The organism is Streptomyces roseifaciens (assembly GCF_001445655.1).
Classification (GTDB): Bacteria; Actinomycetota; Actinomycetes; order Streptomycetales; family Streptomycetaceae; genus Streptomyces; species Streptomyces aureoversilis.
The window spans coordinates 255,780-277,759 of the sequence record NZ_LNBE01000002.1 but is presented as its reverse complement, the minus strand read 5'-3'; the positions used below and the strand labels follow the sequence as shown (position 1 = coordinate 277,759).

At 73.3% G+C, this 21,980-nt stretch carries 21 protein-coding genes; 10 read left to right on the top strand and 11 right to left on the bottom strand.

What is annotated here, in order from left to right:
* Window positions 1-304 precede the first annotated feature (304 nt).
* The gene (locus tag AS857_RS03065) at window positions 305-1,303 is read left to right on the top strand and encodes an NAD-dependent epimerase/dehydratase family protein (RefSeq protein ID WP_058041536.1); all 999 of its coding nucleotides are present in this window, start codon (window positions 305-307) and stop codon (window positions 1,301-1,303) included.
* Between the two features lie 155 nt (window positions 1,304-1,458).
* On the top strand, window positions 1,459-2,595 hold the full coding sequence (locus tag AS857_RS03060) for an alpha/beta hydrolase-fold protein (protein WP_058041535.1): 1,137 nt from the start codon (window positions 1,459-1,461) through the stop codon (window positions 2,593-2,595).
* A 45-nt stretch (window positions 2,596-2,640) separates the two neighbouring features.
* On the opposite strand, the gene AS857_RS03055 is transcribed toward AS857_RS03060, so the two are convergent.
* Window positions 2,641-3,513, bottom strand: coding sequence for a polyphosphate polymerase domain-containing protein (locus AS857_RS03055; protein WP_245699561.1), 873 nt, complete (start codon window positions 3,511-3,513; stop codon window positions 2,641-2,643).
* On the bottom strand, window positions 3,510-4,184 hold the full coding sequence (locus tag AS857_RS03050) for a DUF4956 domain-containing protein (protein ID WP_079110018.1): 675 nt from the start codon (window positions 4,182-4,184) through the stop codon (window positions 3,510-3,512). The genes AS857_RS03055 and AS857_RS03050 overlap by 4 nt, the downstream gene beginning before the upstream one ends.
* A 492-nt stretch (window positions 4,185-4,676) precedes the next feature.
* Here AS857_RS03050 and AS857_RS03045 point away from each other — a divergent pair, with 492 nt between their 5' ends.
* A complete protein-coding gene (locus tag AS857_RS03045) occupies window positions 4,677-5,138 on the top strand; it encodes a hypothetical protein (protein WP_063804147.1) in 462 nt (153 codons plus the stop codon).
* 47 nt (window positions 5,139-5,185) lie between these two features.
* Here the strand turns inward: AS857_RS03045 and AS857_RS03040 are convergent, their stop codons facing one another.
* On the bottom strand, window positions 5,186-5,809 hold the full coding sequence (locus AS857_RS03040) for a hypothetical protein (RefSeq protein WP_063804146.1): 624 nt from the start codon (window positions 5,807-5,809) through the stop codon (window positions 5,186-5,188).
* 24 nt (window positions 5,810-5,833) lie between these two features.
* The gene (locus AS857_RS03035; RefSeq protein WP_058041533.1) at window positions 5,834-7,258 is read right to left on the bottom strand and encodes a hypothetical protein; all 1,425 of its coding nucleotides are present in this window, start codon (window positions 7,256-7,258) and stop codon (window positions 5,834-5,836) included.
* A 409-nt stretch (window positions 7,259-7,667) separates the two neighbouring features.
* Between AS857_RS03035 and AS857_RS03030 the strand changes: the two genes are divergently transcribed.
* Window positions 7,668-9,134 (top strand): PP2C family protein-serine/threonine phosphatase, encoded by a 1,467-nt coding sequence (locus AS857_RS03030; RefSeq protein ID WP_058042067.1) that lies wholly within the window; start codon window positions 7,668-7,670, stop codon window positions 9,132-9,134.
* Window positions 9,135-9,221: 87 nt separating this feature from the next.
* Here AS857_RS03030 and AS857_RS03025 read toward each other — a convergent pair whose 3' ends face one another.
* The gene (locus tag AS857_RS03025; RefSeq protein WP_058041532.1) at window positions 9,222-10,733 is read right to left on the bottom strand and encodes a DNA-binding protein NsdB; all 1,512 of its coding nucleotides are present in this window, start codon (window positions 10,731-10,733) and stop codon (window positions 9,222-9,224) included.
* 315 nt (window positions 10,734-11,048) lie between these two features.
* On the opposite strand from AS857_RS03025, the gene AS857_RS03020 reads away from it, so the two are divergent.
* A complete protein-coding gene (locus AS857_RS03020; RefSeq protein ID WP_079110016.1) occupies window positions 11,049-12,155 on the top strand; it encodes an aminoglycoside phosphotransferase family protein in 1,107 nt (368 codons plus the stop codon).
* A 241-nt stretch (window positions 12,156-12,396) separates the two neighbouring features.
* The gene (locus AS857_RS03015; protein WP_079110015.1) at window positions 12,397-14,406 is read left to right on the top strand and encodes an N-acetylmuramoyl-L-alanine amidase; all 2,010 of its coding nucleotides are present in this window, start codon (window positions 12,397-12,399) and stop codon (window positions 14,404-14,406) included.
* A gap of 111 nt (window positions 14,407-14,517) precedes the next feature.
* Here the strand turns inward: AS857_RS03015 and AS857_RS03010 are convergent, their stop codons facing one another.
* Both AS857_RS03010 and AS857_RS03005 read right to left on the bottom strand, forming a co-directional pair.
* Window positions 14,518-15,015, bottom strand: a complete 498-nt coding sequence (locus AS857_RS03010; protein WP_058041529.1) for a hypothetical protein — start codon at window positions 15,013-15,015, stop codon at window positions 14,518-14,520.
* Window positions 15,016-15,157: 142 nt separating this feature from the next.
* Complete coding sequence (locus tag AS857_RS03005) at window positions 15,158-15,775, bottom strand: TetR/AcrR family transcriptional regulator (RefSeq protein ID WP_058041528.1); 618 nt, start codon at window positions 15,773-15,775, stop codon at window positions 15,158-15,160.
* 74 nt (window positions 15,776-15,849) lie between these two features.
* Here AS857_RS03005 and AS857_RS03000 point away from each other — a divergent pair, with 74 nt between their 5' ends.
* From AS857_RS03000 to AS857_RS02990, 4 genes are all read left to right on the top strand, one after another.
* The gene (locus tag AS857_RS03000) at window positions 15,850-16,329 is read left to right on the top strand and encodes a CcdC protein domain-containing protein (RefSeq protein ID WP_058041527.1); all 480 of its coding nucleotides are present in this window, start codon (window positions 15,850-15,852) and stop codon (window positions 16,327-16,329) included.
* Between the two features lie 274 nt (window positions 16,330-16,603).
* A complete protein-coding gene (locus AS857_RS02995) occupies window positions 16,604-17,059 on the top strand; it encodes a rodlin (protein WP_245699560.1) in 456 nt (151 codons plus the stop codon).
* Window positions 17,060-17,203: 144 nt separating this feature from the next.
* Window positions 17,204-17,278 (top strand): putative leader peptide, encoded by a 75-nt coding sequence (locus AS857_RS42235; RefSeq protein ID WP_353620260.1) that lies wholly within the window; start codon window positions 17,204-17,206, stop codon window positions 17,276-17,278.
* Window positions 17,279-17,445: 167 nt separating this feature from the next.
* Window positions 17,446-18,462 carry an isopenicillin N synthase family dioxygenase gene (locus AS857_RS02990; RefSeq protein ID WP_058041526.1) on the top strand — a complete coding sequence of 339 codons (1,017 nt, stop codon included), beginning with the start codon at window positions 17,446-17,448 and terminating at the stop codon, window positions 18,460-18,462.
* Window positions 18,463-18,469: 7 nt separating this feature from the next.
* Here AS857_RS02990 and AS857_RS02985 read toward each other — a convergent pair whose 3' ends face one another.
* The 4 genes from AS857_RS02985 to AS857_RS02970 all read right to left on the bottom strand — a co-directional run bounded on the left by AS857_RS02985 (window position 18,470) and on the right by AS857_RS02970 (window position 21,977).
* On the bottom strand, window positions 18,470-18,706 hold the full coding sequence (locus tag AS857_RS02985; protein ID WP_058041525.1) for a DUF397 domain-containing protein: 237 nt from the start codon (window positions 18,704-18,706) through the stop codon (window positions 18,470-18,472).
* A 99-nt stretch (window positions 18,707-18,805) separates the two neighbouring features.
* Window positions 18,806-19,972 (bottom strand): thiolase domain-containing protein, encoded by a 1,167-nt coding sequence (locus tag AS857_RS02980; protein WP_058041524.1) that lies wholly within the window; start codon window positions 19,970-19,972, stop codon window positions 18,806-18,808.
* Window positions 19,969-21,018, bottom strand: coding sequence for a lipid-transfer protein (locus AS857_RS02975; protein WP_058041523.1), 1,050 nt, complete (start codon window positions 21,016-21,018; stop codon window positions 19,969-19,971). Before AS857_RS02975 ends, AS857_RS02980 begins: the two co-directional genes overlap by 4 nt.
* Window positions 21,015-21,977, bottom strand: coding sequence for a Zn-ribbon domain-containing OB-fold protein (locus AS857_RS02970; protein WP_058041522.1), 963 nt, complete (start codon window positions 21,975-21,977; stop codon window positions 21,015-21,017). The genes AS857_RS02975 and AS857_RS02970 overlap by 4 nt, the downstream gene beginning before the upstream one ends.
* Between the last annotated feature and the right edge of the window lie 3 nt (window positions 21,978-21,980).

The following is a 21,980-nucleotide window of genomic DNA, read 5'->3' as shown; positions in this document are numbered from 1 at the left end:
CAGGGGTACCGTGAGCGCCGGGCCGTCCCGAGATCGGCCTGATGACAGCCGTCCGACTTTTCTTCTGTATCCCCTGATCGCCGCATACATCCCCCCGGCCGCCGCCGTAGGCGATCTCACCGGTCGGGACCGCCGTCCGTGCCGGGACGCAACCGGAAGCAACTCCTCGCCCTCTAAGTAAGGTTGCCCCCCTTCGGGGCGGTGCCCGCCTCCGCCCCCTCCCGCCCCCCGCCCTCCCGTTTCCCGGCCCCTTACCGCCCGTCCCTCCTTCCCCGAGGTGGGGTCCAGGAGGCAGGGTGGGGGCATGAGGCTACTGATACTGGGCGGCACGGAGTTCGTGGGCCGCGCCGTCACCGAGGCGGCCCTGGCCCGCGGCTGGCAGGTGACGGTCTTCCACCGGGGCCGCCACGCGCCGCCGGAGGGCGTCGCGGCCCTGCACGGCGACCGCCGGGACGCGGACGGGCTGCGGGCGCTCGGGCACGGCGAGTGGGACGCCGTCGTCGACACCTGGTCGTGGGCGCCGTCGGCCGTGCGGGACGCGGCGCGGCTGCTGGCCGGGCGCGCCGGGCGGTACGCCTACGTCTCCAGCGGCTCGGTGTACACCTACCCCTCGCCGGCCGGGCACGACGAGGACTGGCCCGTGGTGGACGGCTCGCCGGACGCCGGCGACGTGGGCTACGCGGAGGCCAAACGCGGCGGGGAGCTGGCGGCCCTCGGCTCCTTCGGCGACCGGGCGCTGCTGGTACGGGCCGGGCTCGTCCTCGGCCCCGGCGAGAACGTGGGCCGGCTGCCGTGGTGGCTGGGGCGCATCGCCCGCGGCGGGACGGTGCTGGCCCCCGGCCCGCGCGACCTGGGAGTGCAGTACATCGACGTGCACGACCTCGCCGCCTGGATCCTCGACGCCCTCGCGGCCGGGCTCGGCGGCCCGTACAACCTCGTGAGCCCGCCCGGGCACGCCACCATGGGCGAGCTGCTGGAGGCCTGCGTCCGCGCGACGGGCTCCGGTGCGGTCCTGCGCTGGACCGGGCCCGAGGAGATCCTGTCCGCCGGCATCGAGCCCTGGACCGATCTGCCGGTGTGGGTGCCGCCGGGCGAGCTGTACGACGTGCTCCACCGGGGGGACGCCTCCAAGGCCCTCGCGGCGGGACTGCACTGCAGGCCCGCGGCCGAGACCGTGGCGGCCACGTGGGCATGGCTGCAGGAGCTCGGCGGCCGGGCCCCGCAGCGCCCGGACCGGCCGCCGCTGGGGCTCGCCCCGGAGCGGGAGGCGGCCCTGCTGGAGCGGCTGGAGGCCGCCGGCTGAGGGACGGCCGGACGGGGGACGGACGAGGGGGGCCGGACCAGGAGTGCGGCCACCCCTTTCCATATAAGATGAAATTCTGTCTCAAAAGACGAAACCCCTTCCACTGATTCCCCGTCTCTCCCGGCGTAACGCGCCCTCCAAGAGGAGTGACTGCCGTGGGTCTGACGTCCCAGACGTTCCTGCTCGTCCTCGTGCTCATCGCCGTCGCGGTGAGCGCGCTCGCGCTGTGGCTGTGGCCCCGGGCCGCGCGGAAGGGACCCCTGGCGTGGGCGGGCCGCCTCGGCCTGCTCGTCGTGACGCAGGTCGGCATCCTGGCCGTGCTGCTCGTCGCCGCGAACAACGAGTACGGCTTCTACTCGAACTGGAACGAGCTGCTGGGCCGCGCGTCGAGCAAACAGGTCCTGCAGCCGGGCACGAAGGACGGCAGGCGGCCGCCCGCCCTCACCGTGCAGGGGCAGGAGTCCATCGGGCTCAAGGGCACCCGCGAGAAGGCCGGGCAGGTGGACCGCGTGCAGATCCGCGGACCGGTCACCGGGCTGAGCATGGACGGCTACGCCTACCTGCCGCCCGAGTACTTCCAGAAGGGGCACGAGAAGGAGAAGTTCCCCGTGGTGGTGGTGATCACCGGCCAGCCGGGGGTCTCCAAGAACCTCATCACCCAGCTGAAGGTCCCGCAGGCCGCCTCCGCCGCCATCATGAAGAAGGAGATCAGGCCGACGATCTACCTGCTGGTCCGGCCCTCGGTGGTCGCCGACCGCGACACCAACTGCACGGACGTGCCGGGCGGTCCGCAGGCGCTCGCCTTCTTCAACGAGGACGTGCCGCTGGCCGTGACCGACGTCTACCGCGCCTCCGACGCCCCCGGCAGCTGGGGCGCCGTCGGCAACTCCACCGGCGGCTACTGCGCGCTGAAGCTCGCGATGACCAACCCGGCGCGCTACGGCGCCGCAGCGGGCCTGTCCGCCGACTACTTCGCACGCCAGGACGGCAAGACGGGCGACCTCTACGCCGGCAGCAAGGCGTACAGGAACGAGAACGACCTGACGTGGCGTCTGGAGCACATGCCCCCGCCGCCGGTGTCCCTGCTCGTGGGCACCAGCAAGAACGAGGGCAACTACGGGCCGAGCCTGAAGTTCGCGCAGAAGGCCAAGCCGCCGCTCAAGGTCGACAAGCTCGTACGGGACGAGGGCGGCCACAACTTCCAGACGTGGCGCGAGGAGTACCCGGTGGTGCTCAAGTGGCTCGACAAGGAGCTCAAGGAGCTGACGGCGCCCCGTGACGGCGGTCGGTAGCGCCGCCGCGCGGCGTCTCCTCACGGCAGGTCCGGCCCCTCTCCCCTACTTCTCCGCCTCCCCGAACGCGGAACGCGCCGCCCGCCGCCAGCGGTTGGCGGGGAGGGCCGGGCTGAGGGCGGCCAGCGCCCCGCAGTACTTCGTGAAGACCGCCGGCCGCACCCCGCACGCGTGCAGGAGCCGGTCGGCGTCCGTCAGGTGCCCGGCGGTCTTGGTCTCGACGAGGACGAGGTCCGCGGCGCAACGCACCCGGTGCCCGGCCCCGGCGCGCAGGTCGTCGCAGACGAGACCCGCGTCGCACGTGATGCGTTCCCCGTCGGCCACGAACGTCGCGCGCAGGTAGTCCGTGCTGAGCGAGGGCTGCAGGGTCGCGGGCGAGTCGATGCCGTAGGAGCGCCGCAGGGTGTCGGCGAGGAAGGCGCGGTAGCCCGCGTCGAGCGGGGTGTCCGTGCCGGCCAGCGGCCGCCGGTGCTTGACGGTGTCGCCCCGGCGCCCCTTCAGCTTGACCTCGAACTGCCGCTCCCCCGTGTCCTGGTAGACCCGCTCCCGCACCTTGAACCGGAGCCTGCGGCCCTGCCGGTGGTCGTGGAAGGAGCGCAGGCCCGGGGTGTCGTAGTAGACGGAGTGGTAGCGGAATGCGCGGCGGCCGTCGATGGTGAGGGCGCGGAAGGGGCCGCCGGGTCTGCGGGGGTCGGTCAGCCGGGCCGCTATATAGAGGAAGGTCTCCGCCGGTACGAGGTAGCTCCGGTCGAAGCGCGCCATCAGCTCGGCGCGCGCGTTGACCTCGGCGAGGGGGATGGGCGCGGTGGCGTGCGCCGCGTCCTGGATGGCCCGGACCGCCGCGGCGGAGGCGGGCGGCACCGCGGGGACTTCCGCGGGCGCTCCCGCGGGAGCGGCCTGCCGGACGGTGGCGGTCACGCGGCCCCCCACGCGGGTGCGGCCTCGGCTCCGGCCTCGGCGCGGGCTTCGGTCCGGGGTTCGGTCCGGGCTTCGGTTCCGGCGAGGGCGGCGCTCCCCCGGCGGCTTCCCGGCTCGGGCTCCCGGTAGCGCACGTCCACGACCGTCAGGTCGCGCACGTAGTCGACCTCCATGACCGTCCAGTGCATCGGGTCGCCGAGGCGCCGGGCGAGATCGGCGCGGAGGGCGGCGGGGTCGGCGTGCACGGTGTCGAGGGTGACGACGGTGCGGCGGGAACGGGCGAGCAGACGGGGGTGGTCCGCGGCGTAGACGACGAGGAGCAGGACCGCGCTGAGCGCGGCCGCGAGCCCGAACGCGACGTGCGGCAGCCCCGTGATGAGCCCCAGGACCAGGGTGGTGAAGTAGTACGCCACCTCCTCGTGCTGCACGGAGTCCGACCGCAGCCGGATGATCGACAGCACGCCGAACATTCCGAACCCGAGGGCCATGCCACCGCTGCCGCCCAGCTCCGCGAGGGCCGCGACGACGGTGAACAGGGCGACGTTCAGGGCCAGATAGGCCGGCACGAGGTCGCGCCGCCGGTGCCGGGGATAGTAGATCGCGAACGTCAGCAGGCACACGGCCACGAGGTCGAGCCCCAGGTGGGCGGCGAGGTGTCGTAGGGAGTCCATCGCTCACTCTCTGTGCGTAGGAAGTACCCGAAACATAGAGAAACGCTGGGTGAACTTTCGCTACTTCTGAGTGAACAATGCGCGTCTTTGATGGAACCAGACGGCAAGTGTCCGGATTCCTGTCACGCCTGTCGCGTTCGGCGCTCTTGCCCCGGAGGCCACGGATGTGACGGTCGTCCCGAGACCGGCGGCGAACGGGCCTGCGCCGCCGACGTCATACCCGGCACATGGGCCGCGCACCCCACACGGGCATCCGAGGCGCCCCGGGCGGTGGGCACGGGAAACTCCAATCCGCTCATAGTGCGGGATAGTGACCACGCCTCAGGAGCCGATCGTTCCGGTTTGGTTCCAGAGCTTCCGTGCGCCCTGCTGATCGGCTTGTCGGTGTGCAGATAATAGGGGCCGCATTCCGGCGGGCGGGCCCCGCGGCCCGTCGCGGCCGGAGTGCACCCGTACGCGCAAGAACACCCGGAAACACCGATGGGGGCGTCAATGAACGCTGAGCTGATGGACGACGAGCAGCAGGCGGGCGCGGCGGCGCACGCCGTACGGCGGCGGTGGCAGCGGGCCCGCCGGGCGGCCGTCGTCGCGGCGCTCGCGCTGGGCGCCTCCCTGCTGGTCTCCCCCGCCTCCGCCCAGGCGACGGAGCAGGCCCGTCCGGCCGCCGCCGTCGCCACGGTGGAGCGTCAGGCCGGGACCGGGGCCGCTGCGGGAGCCGAGCGCACGGGCGCCGCGTCCGCGCTGCAGGCCGCGCACGGGCACCGGTCCTCCAAGGGGCACATGACCACGGCGGCGAAGAAGCCGAAGAAGGATAAAAAGAAGAAGAAGGGCTTCTTCAAGAAGCTCGGCATCTTCATGATCATCGTGATGATCCTGGTCTTCGTCTTCGTGATCGCCATGATCATTCTGGCGATCGTCCTGATCCGCAAGGCCCTCAAGCGCCGTCGCACCTGAGCGGAGAACGAGGGTGCGGGGCGGCCGTGCCGCCCCGCACCCGGTCGTCAGCGGACGGTCTGGTCGCCGTCCGGCACGTCCTCGACGGTCACCAGGGCGCGGGGCTGCCCGAGGCCCTTGGCCACCGCCTCGGCGATGCCGCCGGGGTCGGGTGACTCCGGGAAGGGCACGGCCTCCCCGTCCCCGTAGCTCTCGATCGCCTTGACGAAGTAGCTCGGGTCCCAGGCGCCGACGGCGCCCCTGACCTCGACCGCGCGCACCGGCCGGTTGCCAACCGTGCGCTTCAGCTCGGACAGGATGCGGTCGGAGCGGTACTCGCCGGGCACCTGGAAGAGGCTGGCGTGGGCGCCCACGAGGCCCCCGTCGCGCAGCCGGACGGTCACCGTCAGGCAGCTGGTGACGCTCGGGTAGAGGATCGCGCCGCCCGGAGCGGCCTCGGCGACCTGCCCCTCCGTGATCCTGACGGGGGCCGTCGTGCCGTCCGCGGCCTTGCCCGCCACGGCCACGGCCTGCGCGGACGGCGGGGCGGCCGCCTCCGCGACCGTCCCGGCCGCCATCTGCGCGGCCACGAGGACCGCCACTGCGGCCGCCGCCCGCCTTGCCTTCGCACCGGTCGCCGGAACGCGGGTTGCCGTTACGCCGGTCTTCGAATCGCCTGCTATCTCATTCACGCGATCATTCTGCTCGCAGGCCGGTCAGACCGCCGACTCCGGGCCGAAACGGCTGCGGACCGCGATCTGGACCTCGTCCTCCTCGGCCGGATCCGCGGCGAGCCGGCGCAGCTGCTCGACGACGCGGGCGTCGGCCGTGGCGGCGTGGTGCGCGGCGAGCTCGCGGGTGGTCTCCTCGCAGTCCCACAGGCACTCGACCGCGAAGCCCTTGGCGAACGACGGGTCCGTCGCGGCCAGCGCCCGCGCCGTGCGCCCGCGCAGGTGCGAGGACGACGTCTCGCGGTAGATGTGCCGCAGGACGGGCGCGGCGCAGGTGATCCCCAGCCGTCCGGCGCCCGGCACGAGATCCCACAGGACCGGCGCGTCGGGCCCCTCGGCCCGGACGGTGCGGCGCAGCGCGCCGAGGACGAGCGCCGCGTCGTAGGGGGCGCCCCGGGAGGCGAGCATGCCGGCCGCCGCGCCGCCGAGGGCGTCGGCGCGGTGGATCCAGGCGCGGGCCCGCTCCAGGGCGGCCGTGCCGCGCATCCGCTCGAAGGCGGTGACGGCGGCCTCGGCCACGAGCTCGCCGGGCTCGGCCGCGGCGGTCTCGATGAGGTCGAGCGCCTGGGGGTCGTCGTGCTCGGCGAGGTAGCGCAGGGCGGTGGCCCGGGCGCCCTCGGGGCCGAAGGCGGCGGCCTCGATGATCTCGAGCCGGTCCTCGGGGCCCGCCACGGCGTTCAGGCAGCGGGTCGCCGGGACGTGGCGCAGCTGGACGGGGTGCAGGCCGAGGCCCTCCTGGGCCCAGTCGAGGACCTCGCGCACGCTCCAGCCGGGCCGCGGGCCGGTGGGGCGCAGCTGGCGCTGCCAGCGGTCGAAGGAGCCCTGTTCCTGCGCGGCGCGCACCCGGTCCGCGGTGGCGGGCGACTGGGCCGCGTCGGCCCACAGCCGCCAGGGGCGGGGCTCGAAGGCGTCGCGCACGGCCGCGGCGAGGTCCTTCTCGCCCTCCTGGGTCCGCGGGAAGCGGGCGAGGATGCTCTCGCCGAGGGCGAGCAGGCCCGCGTCGTCGTCGCGCAGGGCGAGCTCGTCGAGGGCCCAGGCCCAGTTGGCTCCGGAGATCGCGTACCGCCGCAGCAGCAGGAGGGCGTCCTCCCGGCCGTACGAGGCGAGGTGGCCGAGGACGGCGAGGGCGAGGCCGGTGCGCTCCTCGGCGCTGTCGAGGAGGTCGTCGGCGTCGAAGAGGTGGGCGTCGATCCCGTCGAGCCCGGCGTCGAGGTCCAGACACAGGCGCGCGTAATAGAGGGAGCGGTTCTCCACCTGCCAGTCGCGCCTGGGGTCGCTGAGGAGGCAGTGGTGGAGCGCCGCGAGCGCCTCCGCCCGCGGCGCCGCGAGGGCATGCAGGGTCCCGTCGCCGCGGCCTCGCTGAAGGAGGCCGAGCAGGGTGCCGCTGGGCGCTATGTCTGGATCGAACATGGGGTCAGCATCCGGTGCGGGGAGTCGGCTGGCAACGGGATTTCCGTCGTCCGGCATTCTTGCCGGTGTCCACCGGTGCTATGCGTGGTGAACAGGGGGAACTCGAGGTCGGTCGAGCGCCCCGCAGCCTACCTGGAGTGAGGGATTCCGCCGAGTCCTGTCCGGTTTGCCCACTCCTCGGCCACTCCGCCCCCACGTTGACCCGGCCCCACTCCCCGTAATCACTTGGTCACCCCCAAGCTGAACCTTCACCGCCACTTCGCCCTGCCATAGGCATATGCCTCAGACACCACCGGATCGGGTGTTGCCAAAGCACTTACAGGCCCTCGCTCGCTGTGCAACAGTCGTTACGGCCCATTCCGCGGACCCTATGGAGCGGCCGCGCCGCGCCCCCCAATCGGAGTACGAGATGCCGTCCCCCCTCCACGCGGACTCCTCCGCAGCTCAGCCGCCCGAGCACGGCACGGTCGACGCCCTCATCTCGCAGACGCGTCAGCTGCGCGGCGGGCTCGACGCCGTGCGGCGCGAGGCGGCGGCCCCGGAGGAGCCGGACGACGCCCGGCGGCGCTGGCACCGCGCCCTGTGCGATCTGGCCGCCCACCACCTCGACGATCTGGGTGAGCACCTCGGCCAGCTGCGCGAGGGCCCGCCGGCGCCCGGCCCGGCCGACGCCCCGGGCGCGGTGCGAACCGCCCCGGCGCCCCCGGCCCCGCCCGCCACGGCCGCGGCCCGGGTCGGCAGCGCCGAGTGGAATCTCCTCACCGACGAGGCCACCTGGTCCGACGAGCTGTTCCGGCTGTTCGGCCGCCACCCCGAGGACGGCCCGCTGACGCTGGACGAGCTGCCCTCCTGGCTGCCCGAGGAGGACCGCGGGCAGCTGACCGCGATGGTCACCGGCTGCCTGGTCGACGGCAAGCCCATCGACGGCGAGTTCCGCATCGTGCGCAGCGACGGCTCGGTCCGTACGGTGCACATGATGGGCGAGCCCGTCCTCGGCGCCGACGGCTCCACGGCCTCCATGTGGGCCGTCTTACGGGATGTCAGCGAGCTCCGCCGCAGCCGCGAGGCGGTGGACGAGACGTGCCACTCGCTGCAGCGCCGGCAGCACCTCGCCGAGGCCGAGCGCCGGCTGGCGGTCGAGCTGCAGGAAGCCGTGCTGCCACCGTGGCGCGGCTCCCTGCACTTCCCCGAAGGCGGCACCGCGCAGTCCGACGGCTCCCCCGGCACCCTCGATCTCGCCGCTCACTACCTCCCCTCCGCCAGCAGCGCCCTCATCGGCGGCGACTGGTTCGATGCCCTGCGGCTGCCCGCGGGGCAGACCCTGCTCAGCGTCGGCGGTCTCACCGGACACGGCGCCACCGCCACCTCCGGCATGGCCATGCTGCTGGGCGCCCTGCGCGGCATGGCCGTGACCGGTGCCGACCCCGGCCCGCTGATGGGCTGGCTCAACCACCTCCTCGACGCCTCCGCGCAGCCCGCCCTGGGCAGCGCCGTCTGCTGCCGTTACGACCCCGCGACCCGCACCCTGACCTGGTCCCAGGCGGGCCACCCCGCGCCTCTGCTCTTCCGCCGGGGGAAGGGCCGTGCGCTGCAGCCGCCGGAGGGCATGCTGCTCGGGGCCGTCTCCGGCGCCGCGTACGGACAGGCGGAGGAGCTCCTGGAGCCGGGTGACGTCCTTCTCCTGCACACCGATGGGCTCTCTCCCCACAGCGCCGGGCCGATCACCGAGACCGTCATCGACAGACTGCTGGGTTTCGCCCCCCGGTTCGCCACGGCGAAGTGCGCACAGGAGTGCGTACGGGCCGTGCTGGAGGAGTTCGGCGGCAAGGAGCGCGAGGACGACGCCTGCCTGCTGATCGGGCGCGTCAACGACTGAGACCGTTGTGAGCGGCTGAAGCCGTCAACAGCACCGGACCGCCGGCCGCATCCACTGCCGGGATCGCCCGGCGCATGACCCGGCGGCTTACACCGCCATCCCCTTTCCGCCGGTGCCGCCCTTCTTGGGCTGTGCCTTGGGGGCCTTGGGCAGCGCCTGCTTGATCTCCTGCCGGAGATCCTCGATCCGGGCGTATCCCGCGTACTTCCCCGTCAGGCGGTACATCTCGCGGAGCCGGTCCCAGGTGCGGTGCGAGGAGGTCTCCCCGATCGACACCAGGGCCAGCCGGGCGTAGGTGTCCGCCTGCTCGGGGTCGTTGCTGATGAAGCAGGCGGAGGCCATGGAGATGTAGTCGAAGATCATCGACCGCTGGTGACCGCTTCTGCGCAGGGCCAGCGCCTCCCTGGCGTGCTGCTGGGCGATGGCCGCGGCCCCTGGGTCGTGCTCGGCGAGCGTGCGGTACGCCAGGGCCTGCATGCCGTGGAGGTCGGCCTCGTCGAAGTGCTGCATCCAGCTCGGGGGCGGCACGTCCCGCTTGTCGGAGACGAACAGCTCCTCCGCCTCGCCGAGGGTGCGCCGCATGGCCTGGCCCCGGCCCATCGACGCCTGCGCCCAGGCCTCGATGGTGTAGAGCATGGCGCGGGTGCGCGGCAGGGTCTCGTCGCCGGAGCCGGACTTGGCGAGCGTCATCAGGTCGAGGGCGTCGTCGGGCCGGCCGAGGTGCACCATCTGGCGGGCCGCACGGGAGAGGGCCTCGCCGGCGCGGGGCCGGTCGCCCCCCTCGCGGGCCGCGTGGGCGGCGATGACGAAGTACTTCTGGGCGGTGGGCTCGAGGCCCACGTCGTGGGACATCCAGCCGGCGAGCACCGCGAGGTTCGCGGCGACGCCCCAGAGCCTGCGCTGCAGGTGATCGGGGTGGTGGTAGGAGAGCATGCCCCCCACCTCGTTGAGCTGGCCGACCACCGCCTTGCGCTGCAGCCCGCCGCCGCGGGCCGCGTCCCACGCGCGGAACACCTCGACGGAGCGCTCCAGGGCGTCGATCTCCGTGGAACCCACCGGCGCGGCTTCGTAGCGGTCGAGCCCGGCGGTTTCGGCGTGGACGGCGTTGCTGCGCAGCGGATCGTCGAAACGGGGGGAGTCGGAGGCGAGGACCGGATCGGAGTGCAGCCAGTCGTGCATGGCGCTGCTGAGTGCTGAGCCTGCGGCGAGCGCGGCGCCCGCACCCACCAAGCCGCGTCGGTTGAGCATGAGGTCCATTCCCGTGAATTCGGTGAGGACCGCGGCGGTCCGCTCGGGCGGCCAGGGGAGGCCGTCCGAGGACTGCCCCCTGCCCGCGCGCCCTCGCCGACCGAACCCGAGGTCCTCGATGGTCACGACACGGCCGAGTCGCTCGGTGAAGAGGGCTGCCAGCACCTTGGGCACGGGATCGCGCGGGGATTCCCCCATGTCGATCCAACGCCGCACCCGCGAGGTGTCGGTCGCCAGCTGCGGGTGGCCCATGACGGCCGCCTGCCGGTTCACGAGCCTCGCCAGTTCGCCCTTGGACCATCCGGCCAGGCCGAACAGATCCGCGAGGCGGGTGTTGGGTTCCCTCGTCACGTCAAGCCCCCAGGTTCTCGGCTGACTTGAAGGTAGCGGGCCGTCATGGGCCAGGCGAGTATTCGCCAGGGTTCGCCAGGGTCCGCCACATGGTGTGCCACCCGCGGGCGGGTGTGATGTAGGAACGCGCCACCCCGGCCGCCGCCGGCCGGCCCAGCAGTGGGCAGGGAAGCGGCCGGTACCGCCCACGGACGCCCGAAAGGGACCGTCCGGGGGCACCGGCCGCGGACCACGTGCATTCCCCAGGGTGCACGCCGGCCCGGGGACCGGGGGAGCGCGGCAACTCGTCGGCACACGAAGGGATCCGTTCCGCTCATGTATGCAGCCTCGTCCTCCGTGTCCGCCCCGCCCCGGCTCCGCCCTCCCCACGCCGGCGGCGGGCCGTACCTCGACCCCTCCCACGCCGCGGGGGCTGCCTTCGGGGGCGGACGGGCCCGGCGGTCCCCGGGGCTGGGGGGGCAACCGCTCAGCGGGAGAATCGACTTGTCCGGCCCTCAGGGCACGCAATTGCGCACGGTGATCGCCGCAGTGCACCGCATCTGCCCGGAGTTCAACCCCGTCCAGGTCCTGCGCCGCAGCGGGCGCTCGGTCCTGCTGGTCGGCTCGACAGGCCGCACCACGGCAGTGGCCAAGTGTTTACTGGAACACTCACCGTCCTGGACCGAGCGGTTCCGGCACGAAATAGCTACATACCGTGCGTTCGTCCGCCACCGTCCGCCGGTGCGGGTGCCGCGGCTCATCGCCGCGGACCCCGACAACTGCACGCTGGTGATCGAGCGCATGCCCGGGCGTCCCGCCGCCCTGCAGCGGCACCCCTCGGAGGCGCCGCCCCGTGCAGATGTGCGGGCCGCACTCGGCGCGATCTGCAGGGTCAACCTCTGGCGGCCGCCGGCCGGCATGTTCGACATGCCGCTGGATTACGGCAAGCGCATCGCCCGCTACCACGAGCTGGGCCTGCTGACCGACCGCGACATGGGCGATCTCCAGAAGCTGCTGCACGGGCTGGCCCACGTCCAGGGGCAGTTCTGCCACGGTGACGCCCAGCTCTCCAACATCCTCCTGGCCCCCACCGGCCCCGTGCTGGTGGACTGGGACCAGGCGGGCTGGTATCTCCCGGGCTACGACCTCGCCACGCTGTGGACGGTCCTCGGCGACGCCCCCGCGGCGCGCCGTCACATCAGCCAGGTCGCCCAGCAGGCCGGCACGGTGCAGCGTGACGCCTTCCTGGTGAATCTCATGCTCGTGCTGACCCGCGAGATCCGTACCTGCGAGACGGCCGTGCAGCGGGCCGTGGACGAGCCGGCCCCGGCGGCACCCGGAGCGGCCGAGTCGGGTGAGGAGCAGCGGCTGCTGCTGCGCCGCCTGCACGACGACTGCGCACTCGCCAGGCGCGCCGTCCGGGCAGCGGTCGGCACCCGCTGACCCACCGCCTCCGCCCCCTCCGCGACACGCCGCGCACGCTGCGCGGCGTGTCGCCGTCTCCTCCGGAGGGAAGGTGCCGGGAAGCAAGAGGCGCAGCAGCAGCCGTGGGCAACATGCATCGCAGCAGCATGATTGACGGAACGTCCGCCAGGGGCTACCTCTGGTTACGTCCGGTCCCGCACGCCCGATCGCGCCCCAGACCGTTCCCGCGCGTGGCACGGGCCGCCCCGAGGAGGCTGCATTGCGAGGATCCGCTCCCCGACCGTGGACCGCCCTTCTCAGACCACGGCGAAGAAGACAGGCCGCGTTCAGGGCGGCCGGAGTCATGGCTTCGGCCGCCCTGCTGCTGCCCCTGGCGTCCCAAGCGACGGCCACTCCCACTGCCACGGAGCGGCAGCCGCGCGCCGGCGCCCTGCAGCGGGCCTTCACCGAGGCCTCCCGTGAGTACCGGGTCCCGCAGAGCGTGCTGCTGGGGGTCTCCTATCTGCAGTCGCGCTGGGACGCCCACGGCGGTGCGCCGAGCGTCACCGGCGGCTACGGCCCCATGCACCTCACCGATGCCGTCCACGCCCTGGCCGAGGCCCCGCACCACAGCGACGGCCGCGAGGACCCGCGGGGCGACGGCGCCCGCCCGCTCCCCCGGGCCGTCCACCCGCCCGCCCTGCCGGCGGGTGAGGTCCCCGCGCGGCTGCGTACGCTGGAGCGGGCCGCGCAGGCGTCCGGCCTGTCGCGCGAGGCGCTGCGCCGGGATCCCGCCGCGAACGTCAAGGGGGGCGCCGCGCTGCTCGCGGCGGCGCAGAAGCGGCTGGGGCTGCCCCTGAGCAAGGATCCCGCCGACTGGTACGGCGCGGTGGCGGGCTATCCGGGCGCGTCGGACACGGCGACGGCCGCCACCTTCGCCCGTGACGTCTTCGACGTGATGCGTTCGGGCGAGCGGCGCACCACCGATGCGGGCCAGCGGGTCGCCCTGCCGGGCAGCCCGCGCCTCGGCGGGCGTACGGACCAGGTGCGGCGGCTGGGCCTTTCGGACGCCCCGGACGAGGGGACCGAGTGCCCGAGGACGGTGGCCTGTGAGGCGATCCCCGCGCCGTACGAGAAGCTGCAGGGCGACGGCAATTACGGCAATCACGATCTGGCGGACCGCCCGGCCTCCCAGAAGACCGAGTTCATCGTCATCCACGACACCGAGGGGTCCTGGGAGACGACGATCAAGCTGGTCAAGGACCCGGCCTACGTCTCGTGGAACTACACCGTGCGCTCCGCGGACGGCCATATCGCCCAGCACGTGCGCACCAAGGACGTCGCCTGGCACGCGGGCAACTGGTACGTGAACGCCAAGTCCGTCGGCATCGAGCACGAGGGCTTCCTCGCCCAGCCCGACGCCTGGTACACGGAGGAGATGTACCGCACCTCGGCCCGTCTGGTGCGGCATCTGGCGGCCCGGCTGAAGATCCCCCTGGATCGCCGGCACATCCTCGGTCACGACAACGTCCCCGGCACGACGCCGTCGACCATCAGGGGCATGCACACCGACCCGGGCCCGTACTGGGACTGGGCGCATTACTTCGACCTGATGGGCAGGCCGTTCCACCCCACGGGGGGCACGTCCGGCGGCATGGTCACCATCCTTCCCGACTACGAGGCCCACCAGCCCGCGTACACCGGCTGCACGGGTCCGGCCAAGCCCTGCGCACCGCACGGCTCGGGTGCGGTGCGGCTGCACACGGCGCCGAACGAGAAGGCGCCGCTGGTGAAGGACGCCGGGCTGCGTCCGGACGGCAGTGCGAGCACGATCGACGTCAACGACACGGGCGCCCGCGCCTCGACGGGCCAGCAGTTCGCGGTGGCGGGGCGCAAGGGCTCCTGGACGGCGATCTGGTACCTGGGCCAGCAGGCGTGGTTCCGCAACCCGTGGTCGCAGCCGACCGCCGTCAGCGCGTTCGGCCGGGTGGCCACCCCGAAGGAGGGGCTGGACGAGGTCGCGGTCTACGGGCGCGCCTATCCCGAGGCGGAGGCGTATCCCCCGGGCGTGCCGGTGCAGGCCCTGGCGCCGCTGCCGTACAAGCTGCTCGCCGGCCAGTCGTACGTCGTGGGGCCGCGGGTGCCGGGCGAGTATCTGTGGGCGAAGACCTTCGATCCCGCGGGCCACAAGGTGATCAAGGGCAAGGACGCGTACTACGAGATCCAGTTCGGGCACCGGGTGGCCTTCGTGAAGGCCGCTGACGTGACGGTGCAGCCCTCGAACCAGTAGCCCGGCGCACACGACGACGGAGCCCGGTACGGCGTCTGCCGTGCCGGGCTCCGGTGTGCGTGCGTGCGCGTGTGCGGTGGATGCTGCAGGGGCTCCGGGAGGAGCGCGGCGTCAGGCCGTCTGGAACATCTCGGCGGGCAGCGGCTTGAGGAGCTGGTAGAGCTCGTCGGTGATGGGCCGGTCCCAGCTGGCGATGGTGACGAGGACGCCGTCGCTGCGGTCGAACTGGGTGCAGGAGATGCGGCCTTCGGAGCACTTGATGCGCCGGACGATCAGCAGATTGTCCTCGTGCATGACCGGGATGTCCTCGGTCTCCAGCACCTCCACCGGCTCGTCGTTGCCGAGGGCCTGGAGGAGCTGCGTGACCTCGAAGGGCACCTGGCCCTCCTCGAGCTCGCGCACCGGGGAGCCCTCGGGCATATTGCCGATGATCATCGCCGGGCCGCGCCCGCCGAAGAGGTCGTAGCGGAGGAAGACACCCTGGCAGCTGCCGTCGGGCGCGGGCAGCAGCCCGGCCCCGAGATCGCCCGGCCAGTCCCCCGGGTCCATGGCCAGGACGTCGAAGTCCGGCCCGGTGGGCGTGGCGCTGCGGCGGCGGAGGAAGGACATGCCCACATCGTACGTGCCCGGGGCCCTGGCGTGGCGCCGGGGAGAGCAACGGCACGGCCGTCCGCGCGCCGTTGCGGGACGGGGCGGCGGAGCGGGCGTACGAAGGGGCGGGTGGGGCGGCAGGGCGGGCCGGGCGGGGCCGTCAGGCGGAGGCGCGCAGGCTGTCCAGGTGACGGCGCAGCACCTGCCGGAGGACGTCCGGGGTGAGGCTGCCGGGCTGGAGGACGGCCTGCAGGGTGAGGCCGTCGAGCAGGGCCGACAGCCGCAGGCTCTCCGTGCCGACGTCCAGGCCGGCGGGCAGGCCGCCCGCCTCCTGGGCGCCGCGCAGGACGCGGGTCACGACGCCGAGCATCCCGTCCTGCAACTGCCGGGCGTGGGGCAGCAGTCCCGGCCGGGTGCGGGCCGCCGTGGCGAAGGCGATCCACAGGACGGCCTCTTCGTGGCGCTCCTGGTCGAGGGGGAGGAATTCGGCGAGGAGATCCTCGGAGCGGGTGCGGCGCTCCGCCGCGTGGGCGGGGTCGAGGAGCCGGTCGGCGTGGGCGCGGACGCGGGCCTCGATGCGGCCGGTCAGCTCCCCCATCGCGAAGATCACCAGTTCGTCGTGGTCGCTGAAGTAGTGGCGCACGGATCCGATGGCGAGGCCCGCTTCCTCGGCGACGTTGCGCAGGGAGGCGGCCTCCAGGCCGCGCCGGCCCACGACGCGGAGGACGGCTTCGGCGACGGCCCTGCGGCGCGCCCCGGGGTCGACGATCTTCGGCATGTTGGCTTTATAGCACGGTCGAGCTACCATCGCTTTTTGGCACAGGCGTGCCAAAACCTGGGAGGGAGTGCCTCGTGAACGGCTGGCTGCTGGGGGCGATCATCGCCGTGGTGGTGATCGTCGTGGTGATCAAGCGGCTGAAGGGGGAGCCGCTCAACGCGCGTGACCTGCTGATACCGCCGGTGGTCCTGACCACCATCGGCGTCGTGTCCCTGGCGAAGGCGGAGGACCTGACGGGGACGGATCTGGCCTGGGTGATCCCGGGCGCCCTCCTGGGCTGCGGGCTCGGCGCGGTGCGCGGAGCCACCGTCCAGCTCTTCGAGAAGGCCGGAGCGCTCTGGCAGCGCTACACGGGCCGGACGTTCCTGGTCCTCGCGGGATCCCTGGTGATCATGGGCGGCTTCGGCCTGCTCGCCACCCACGCGGGCGTGTCCGAGGGCGCCCGGCCGGTCCAGCTGAACATCGGCGTCAGCTTCCTCGGCGAGGCGCTGGTCATCGGCGTGCGGGGCCTGGTGAGCGGGGTCCCCTTCGCCCCCGGGCATCCGCGCCGCTGACACCGCCGCGAGCACTCCCGGCGGACGGGCCCCCTGCTGCGGAACGCGGTCAGAAGCCCGCCCGGACGCAGCTTGTGGGGGCGCTGTCCGGGCGGGCCGACGGCCGAAGACGCCGCTGCGGGCGCACGCTACCAGGCAGCGGCGAGCTCCCTCTTCCCCGGAATCGCCGGCCTGGAGCAAATGAGTGAATTCCCGAAACTTCCGTTATAAGCCCGAGTTACTCAGGTCGCTTCCCTGTCTGTGAGAGGCAGCTAATCGATCGAAAGGCACAGACGTGCTCAAGAAGGTACTCACGACGGCCGCCGTGACGGTTACCACAGTCGGCACCATCGCCGGCCCGGCCATGGCGATCGGCAACGACCAGGACGTGGCCAACGGCAACGCTTCGCACACCGGTTACGGCAACACGAAGACCGGCGGCAAGCAGAGCCCGCAGATGAGCCTGATCCAGGGCACTCTCAACAAGCCGTGCCTGGGCATCGGGAAGATCGGCGTCCAGTCCGTGCTGGCGATTCTCCTCAACGTCGGCATCCAGGACATCCCGATCCTCACGTCCCAGCAGCAGCAGCAGTGCACCGACAACTCGACGATCAGCGACGGCGACGACCCGCTGTCGCACATCCTCGACGAGATCCCGATCATCTCGGGCAACGGCTCCGGCAACAAGGGCGGCGGCCACCCCGGCCTGCACGGCCTGCACGGCGGTCACCCCGGCTTCGGCGGCCACTGAGCCACGCCGTCGTCGGACGGATCTCCCCCTGTCTCGGGTGCACGGGCCCCGGGGCAGGGGGATTCCCCTGTCCGGACCCCTGCAGGAACCTGCAGGTCAGGGCGGTGGACGCCGGTCCCCGGCCGGGTCGTATACGATGACCGCGTGACTATGCTCGTCAAACGCCGCCACGTGGACCTCCTCCGCGTCACGAGCATGTCCTGTCGCCGCTACGGCTGATCTTCTTCCTGCCCAGCCCTCTTCACGGGCCGTGGCCTGCTTTTCCTTCTTACTTTCCTGCCGTTTCCCGGTCCCGCTCCGCCCTGCCCGCGTACCCGCGGCGGCGGGGCGGCCGTCCGGCGCACCGCCGTACGGAAATCCGGGCCCTCACGCTGTGGACAACCCTCATGAGCAACAAGCTTCCCGTCCTCGACCTCTCCGCCGCCTCCGCCGGTCCCGAGGCCCGTGCCCGCTTCCACGAGGAGCTGCACTCGGCCGCCCGTGACGTGGGCTTCTTCCACCTCACCGGCCACGGCGTCACCGAGGCCGAGACCGCCGACCTGTGGCGCACCATGCGCGAGTTCTTCGCGCTCCCCGAGGCCGACCGGCTGTCCGTCAGCAACCTCAACTCCCCGCACTTCCGCGGCTACACCCGCATCGGCGACGAGCGGACGGGTGGCAGCCGGGACTGGCGCGACCAGCTCGACATAGGCGCCGAGCGGGAGGCGCGCGTGCCGGGCGAGGACGAGCCGGGCTACTGGTGGCTGGAGGGCCCGAACCAGTGGCCCGCGGCCCTCCCCGAGCTGCGCACCGCCGCCCTGCGCTGGATCGACCGGCTGAGCGAGGTGGCCGAGCGGCTGCTGCACGAGCTGCTGGCCGCGATCGGCGCCCCCGAGGACTTCTACGACAAGGCCTTCGCCGACCGCCCCCATCTGCACCTGAAGCTGGTCCGCTACCCCGGCAGCGCCCCGGACGGCGCCGGCCAGGGCGTGGGCGCCCACAAGGACTACGGCTTCCTCACCCTGCTGCTGCAGGACGAGGTCGGCGGTCTCCAAGTGGAGGGGGCCGACGGGTCGTTCATCGACGTGCCGCCGGTTCCGGGCGCGTTCGTCATCAATCTCGGCGAGCTGCTGGAGGTGGCCACGAACGGCTACCTGAAGGCGACCAACCACCGCGTGGTCAGCCCGTCCGGCACCCGCGAGCGCTTCTCGGTCCCGTTCTTCTACAACCCGCGCCTGGACGCCCGCATCGAGCCCGTTCCCTTCGCGCACGCCGACCGCGCCCCGGGCGTCACCCAGGACGACCGCAACCCGCTGTTCGCGGAGTACGGCCGCAACGAGATCAAGGGCTGGCTGCGCGCCCACCCGCAGGTGGCCGCCCGCCACCACGCCGCCCTGCTGACGGAGGGCACCCCGGTGGGCTGACCACCCGTCAGGTGAGGTCGAACTCGCCCTCGCGCGCGCCGAGTACGAACGCCCGCCAGTCCCCGGGGCTGAAGACCAGCGCGGGCCCGTCCGGATGGCGTCCGTTGCGCATGGCGATGAAGCCTTCGACGAAGGCGATCTGGACATCGCCGGTCCCCTGGCTGCTCGACAGCCAGGCGGCGTTGCCGAGGTCGAGCTCGGGCGCGATGTCGCCCGCCGGTCGTTCAGTCGTGCTCTCCGCCACTGCTGAAGCTCCTCCCGGTCGTCGTCCCGCGCCCACCCTAGCGAGCGCGGCGTGCGCCGGACAGGCCGCACGGCGGCGAACGCTCCGCCGTGCGCTCCTTCAGGTGGTGGGGGGTTCGTCGCCCACCACCCACATGGAGAAGAACTGCGCGCCCCCTCCGTAGGCGTGGCCGAGCGCCTTGCGGGCGCCGTCGACCTGGTGCTCCCCCGCCCTCCCCCGCACCTGGAGGGCGGCCTCGGCGAAGCGGATGAGGCCGGAGGCGCCGATGGGGTTGGTGGACAGGACGCCGCCCGAGGGGTTCACGGGCAGTTCGCCGTCCAGCTCCGTGGCCCCGGAGGCGGTGAGCTTCCAGCCCTCGCCCTCGGCGGCGAAGCCGAGGTTCTCCAGCCACATCGGCTCGTACCAGCTGAAGGGCACGTACAGTTCGGCGGCGTCGATCTCGCGCCGCGGGTCGGTGACGCCCGCCTGCCGGTAGACCTCGGCGGCGCAGTCGCGGCCCGCGCGCGGCGAGACGAAGTCCTTGCCGGCGAAGAGCGTGGGTTCGCTGCGCATGGCGCCGCCGTGCACCCAGGCGGGCGGGTGCGGGGCGCGGGCGGCGCCCCGGCGGTCGGTGAGGACCATCGCGCAGGCGCCGTCGGAGGAGGGGCAGGTCTCGGAGTAGCGGACCGGGTCCCACAGCATGGGCGAGGACTGCACCCGCTCCAGCGTGAGGTCGTGCTCGTGCAGGTGGGCCCACGGGTTCTTCAGGGCGTTGCGGCGATCCTTGTAGGCGACGAGCGAACCCACGGATGCGGGGGCTCCGCTGCGGCGCATGTAGGCCCGTACGTGCGGGGCGAAGAATCCTCCTGCGCCGGCCAGCAGGGGCTGCTGGAAGGGGACGGGCAGGGACAGGCCCCACATGGCGTTGGACTCGGACTGCTTCTCGAAGGCCACGGCGAGGACGGTCCGGTGGACGCGCGCCGCAATGAGGTCGGCGGCGACGAGGGCCGTGGAGCCGCCGACCGACCCGGCGGTGTGCACGCGCAGGACGGGCTTGCCGACGGCGCCGAGGGCGTCGGCGAGCCAGAGCTCGGGCATCATCACGCCCTCGAAGAAGTCGGGGGCCTTGCCGAGGACGACGGCGTCGGTGTCCGCCCACGTCAGCCCCGCGTCCTCCAGGGCCCGCACGGCGGCCTCGCGGACGAGTCCGGCCAGGGAGACGTCCCGGCGGGCCGCGGCGTGCTTGGTCTGGCCGATGCCGACGACGGCCACGGGTTCCTTGCTCACCTGGTCTCCCCCTCCAGCACGGCGACGAGGTTGTGCTGCAGGCAGGGCCCGGACGTGGCGTGGGCCAGGGCCCGGTCCGAGGCGCCCCGGTGGATGCGGGCGGCGGCCTCGCCGAGGCGGATCAGGCCGGTGGCCATGACGGGGTCGGCGGCGAGCGCGCCTCCGGAAGGGTTGACCGCGACGGTGTCGTCCAGGCGCAGCGCCCGCCTCAGGACGACTTCCTGCGAGGTGAAGGGGGCGTGGAGCTCGGCCGTGTCGACGGGGGCGCGGAAGGCTCCGGCGCGTTCGGCGGCGAGGCGGGTGGACGGGGAGTCGGTGAGGTCCCGCAGGCCCAGGGCCTGGGCCTCGATGCGGTGGTCGATGCCGCGGATCCAGGCGGGTCGGGGGCACATGCGGCGCGCGGTGTCGCCGGCGGCGAGGACGACGGCGGCCGCTCCGTCGGTGACGGCCGGGCAGTCGCCCGCGCGCAGCGGCCGCACGACGTACTCGCCCGCGGGGGCCTCGTCGCCGCCCCGGCGGGCGAGGCCTGCCAGGGCCTCCTCGTCGGTGTGGCCGGCGTCGATGAGGGCCTGGGCCTGGAGGGCGGCCAGGGAGACGGAATCGGGCCACAGGGGTGCGACGTAGTAGGGGTCGAGCTGGCGGGTGAGGACGTCCCGCAGGGGGCCGGCGGAGGGCTTTCCGTGGGCGTAGACGAGGGCGGTGTCGGCCCGGCCGGTGAGGATCTTCACCCATGCCTCGTGGAGCGCCCAGGCGCCGTCCGTCTCCACGTGGGACTCGGCGACGGGCGGCCAGGCGCCGACGCCGTCGAGGGTCAGGGTGAAGGAGAAGGGGCGGCCGGCGAGGTAGTCGCTCGACCCCGAGCAGGTGAAGTCCGCCTCGCCGGGGGCGAGTCCGGCCTGCCCCAGCGCCTCGTGCAGGACGGGCAGCAGCATCTCCGTCTCGGACAGCCCCTCGGCGGAGCCGCGGGGGTCGCTGCGGGCGAAGGCGACGATCGCGACGTCGCGGGGGGCCGTGCCGCGCTCGCCGCCCGCGTCGGCGGGCTTCACAGCAGCTCCTTGTAGGTGTCGTAGGCGGCGTCGGGTTCCCCGGTGGGCCGGTAGTGGTCGGGGTGGCGGCCGTCCGCGCTCCACACGGGCTCGACGCGCAGGCCCATGCGCACCTGGTCGTACGGGATGCCACCGATGCGCCCGTGGAGGGCGAGGTCGGCTCCGTCCAGGGCGATGTGGGCGTAGACGTAGGGGACCTCGATGCCGGCGTCCTTGGCCTTGATGCTGACGATGCAGAAGGTGGTGACGGTCCCGCGCGGCCCGACCCCGACCTGCTCGGTCGCGGCGACGCCGCAGGTGGGGCAGGCGCCGCGGGGTGGGACGTGGACCTTGCGGCAGGAGGGGCAGCGTTCGCCGGTGATCCTCCGCTCGGCGAGGGCGGCGAGGTGGCGGCTCTGGGCCCGGCCGGGCGTGTAGGTGTAGTCGAGCCGGGCGGGGGCGACGATGCCCGTGACGGGGTCGGCGAAGTCGCCGTCGTGCGGTGCGGGCATCCGGGGCCCGGACGCTCCGTCGTCCTCGTGCGGGTCGCAGGGCTCGAAGCAGCCGATGTCGGTGATGGCGCCCGTGCGCTCCGGTGCCCAGCGGATGCGGACGCGCATGCCGGTCCGTACGGCGTGGGGTCCGGGGGCGTCGAGGACGTGCAGGAGGGCGGTGTCGGCGCCGTCGAGGCGCACCAGGACCCAGGCGAAGGGGGTGCGCAGGGGCTGGCGGGGCCGGGGGGCGGGGTTCCAGGCCCAGGTGGTGACGGTGCCGGTGGGTGCGACCTCGGCCAGGTCGCGGATCTCCTCGGCGGTGACGGGGTCGTACTCGACGGGCGGGACGAGGACGCGCCCGTCGCGGGTGCGCACGCCGAGGACCGTGCGCTCGCGGAGGCCGGTGAGGAAGGCGCTCTGCACGGGGCCGAGGGAGCGGGTGAAGGGGAAGGCGACGGTCAGGGGTGCGGTGAGGATCTCCGCCATGGC

What these genes read in the sequence shown, in the direction of transcription:
- AS857_RS03010 (WP_058041529.1), bottom strand. Translation starts at nt 15,015, where the DNA reads ATGTCCTTCCTCCGCCGCCGCAGCGCCACGCCCACCGGGCCGGACTTC.
- AS857_RS02990 (WP_058041526.1), top strand. Translation starts at nt 17,446, where the DNA reads ATGAGCAACAAGCTTCCCGTCCTCGACCTCTCCGCCGCCTCCGCCGGT.
- AS857_RS03045 (WP_063804147.1), top strand. Translation starts at nt 4,677, where the DNA reads ATGAACGCTGAGCTGATGGACGACGAGCAGCAGGCGGGCGCGGCGGCG.
- AS857_RS03035 (WP_058041533.1), bottom strand. Translation starts at nt 7,258, where the DNA reads ATGTTCGATCCAGACATAGCGCCCAGCGGCACCCTGCTCGGCCTCCTT.
- AS857_RS03050 (WP_079110018.1), bottom strand. Translation starts at nt 4,184, where the DNA reads ATGGACTCCCTACGACACCTCGCCGCCCACCTGGGGCTCGACCTCGTG.
- AS857_RS03065 (WP_058041536.1), top strand. Translation starts at nt 305, where the DNA reads ATGAGGCTACTGATACTGGGCGGCACGGAGTTCGTGGGCCGCGCCGTC.
- AS857_RS03030 (WP_058042067.1), top strand. Translation starts at nt 7,668, where the DNA reads ATGCCGTCCCCCCTCCACGCGGACTCCTCCGCAGCTCAGCCGCCCGAG.
- AS857_RS02970 (WP_058041522.1), bottom strand. Translation starts at nt 21,977, where the DNA reads ATGGCGGAGATCCTCACCGCACCCCTGACCGTCGCCTTCCCCTTCACC.
- AS857_RS03020 (WP_079110016.1), top strand. Translation starts at nt 11,049, where the DNA reads ATGTATGCAGCCTCGTCCTCCGTGTCCGCCCCGCCCCGGCTCCGCCCT.
- AS857_RS03005 (WP_058041528.1), bottom strand. Translation starts at nt 15,775, where the DNA reads ATGCCGAAGATCGTCGACCCCGGGGCGCGCCGCAGGGCCGTCGCCGAA.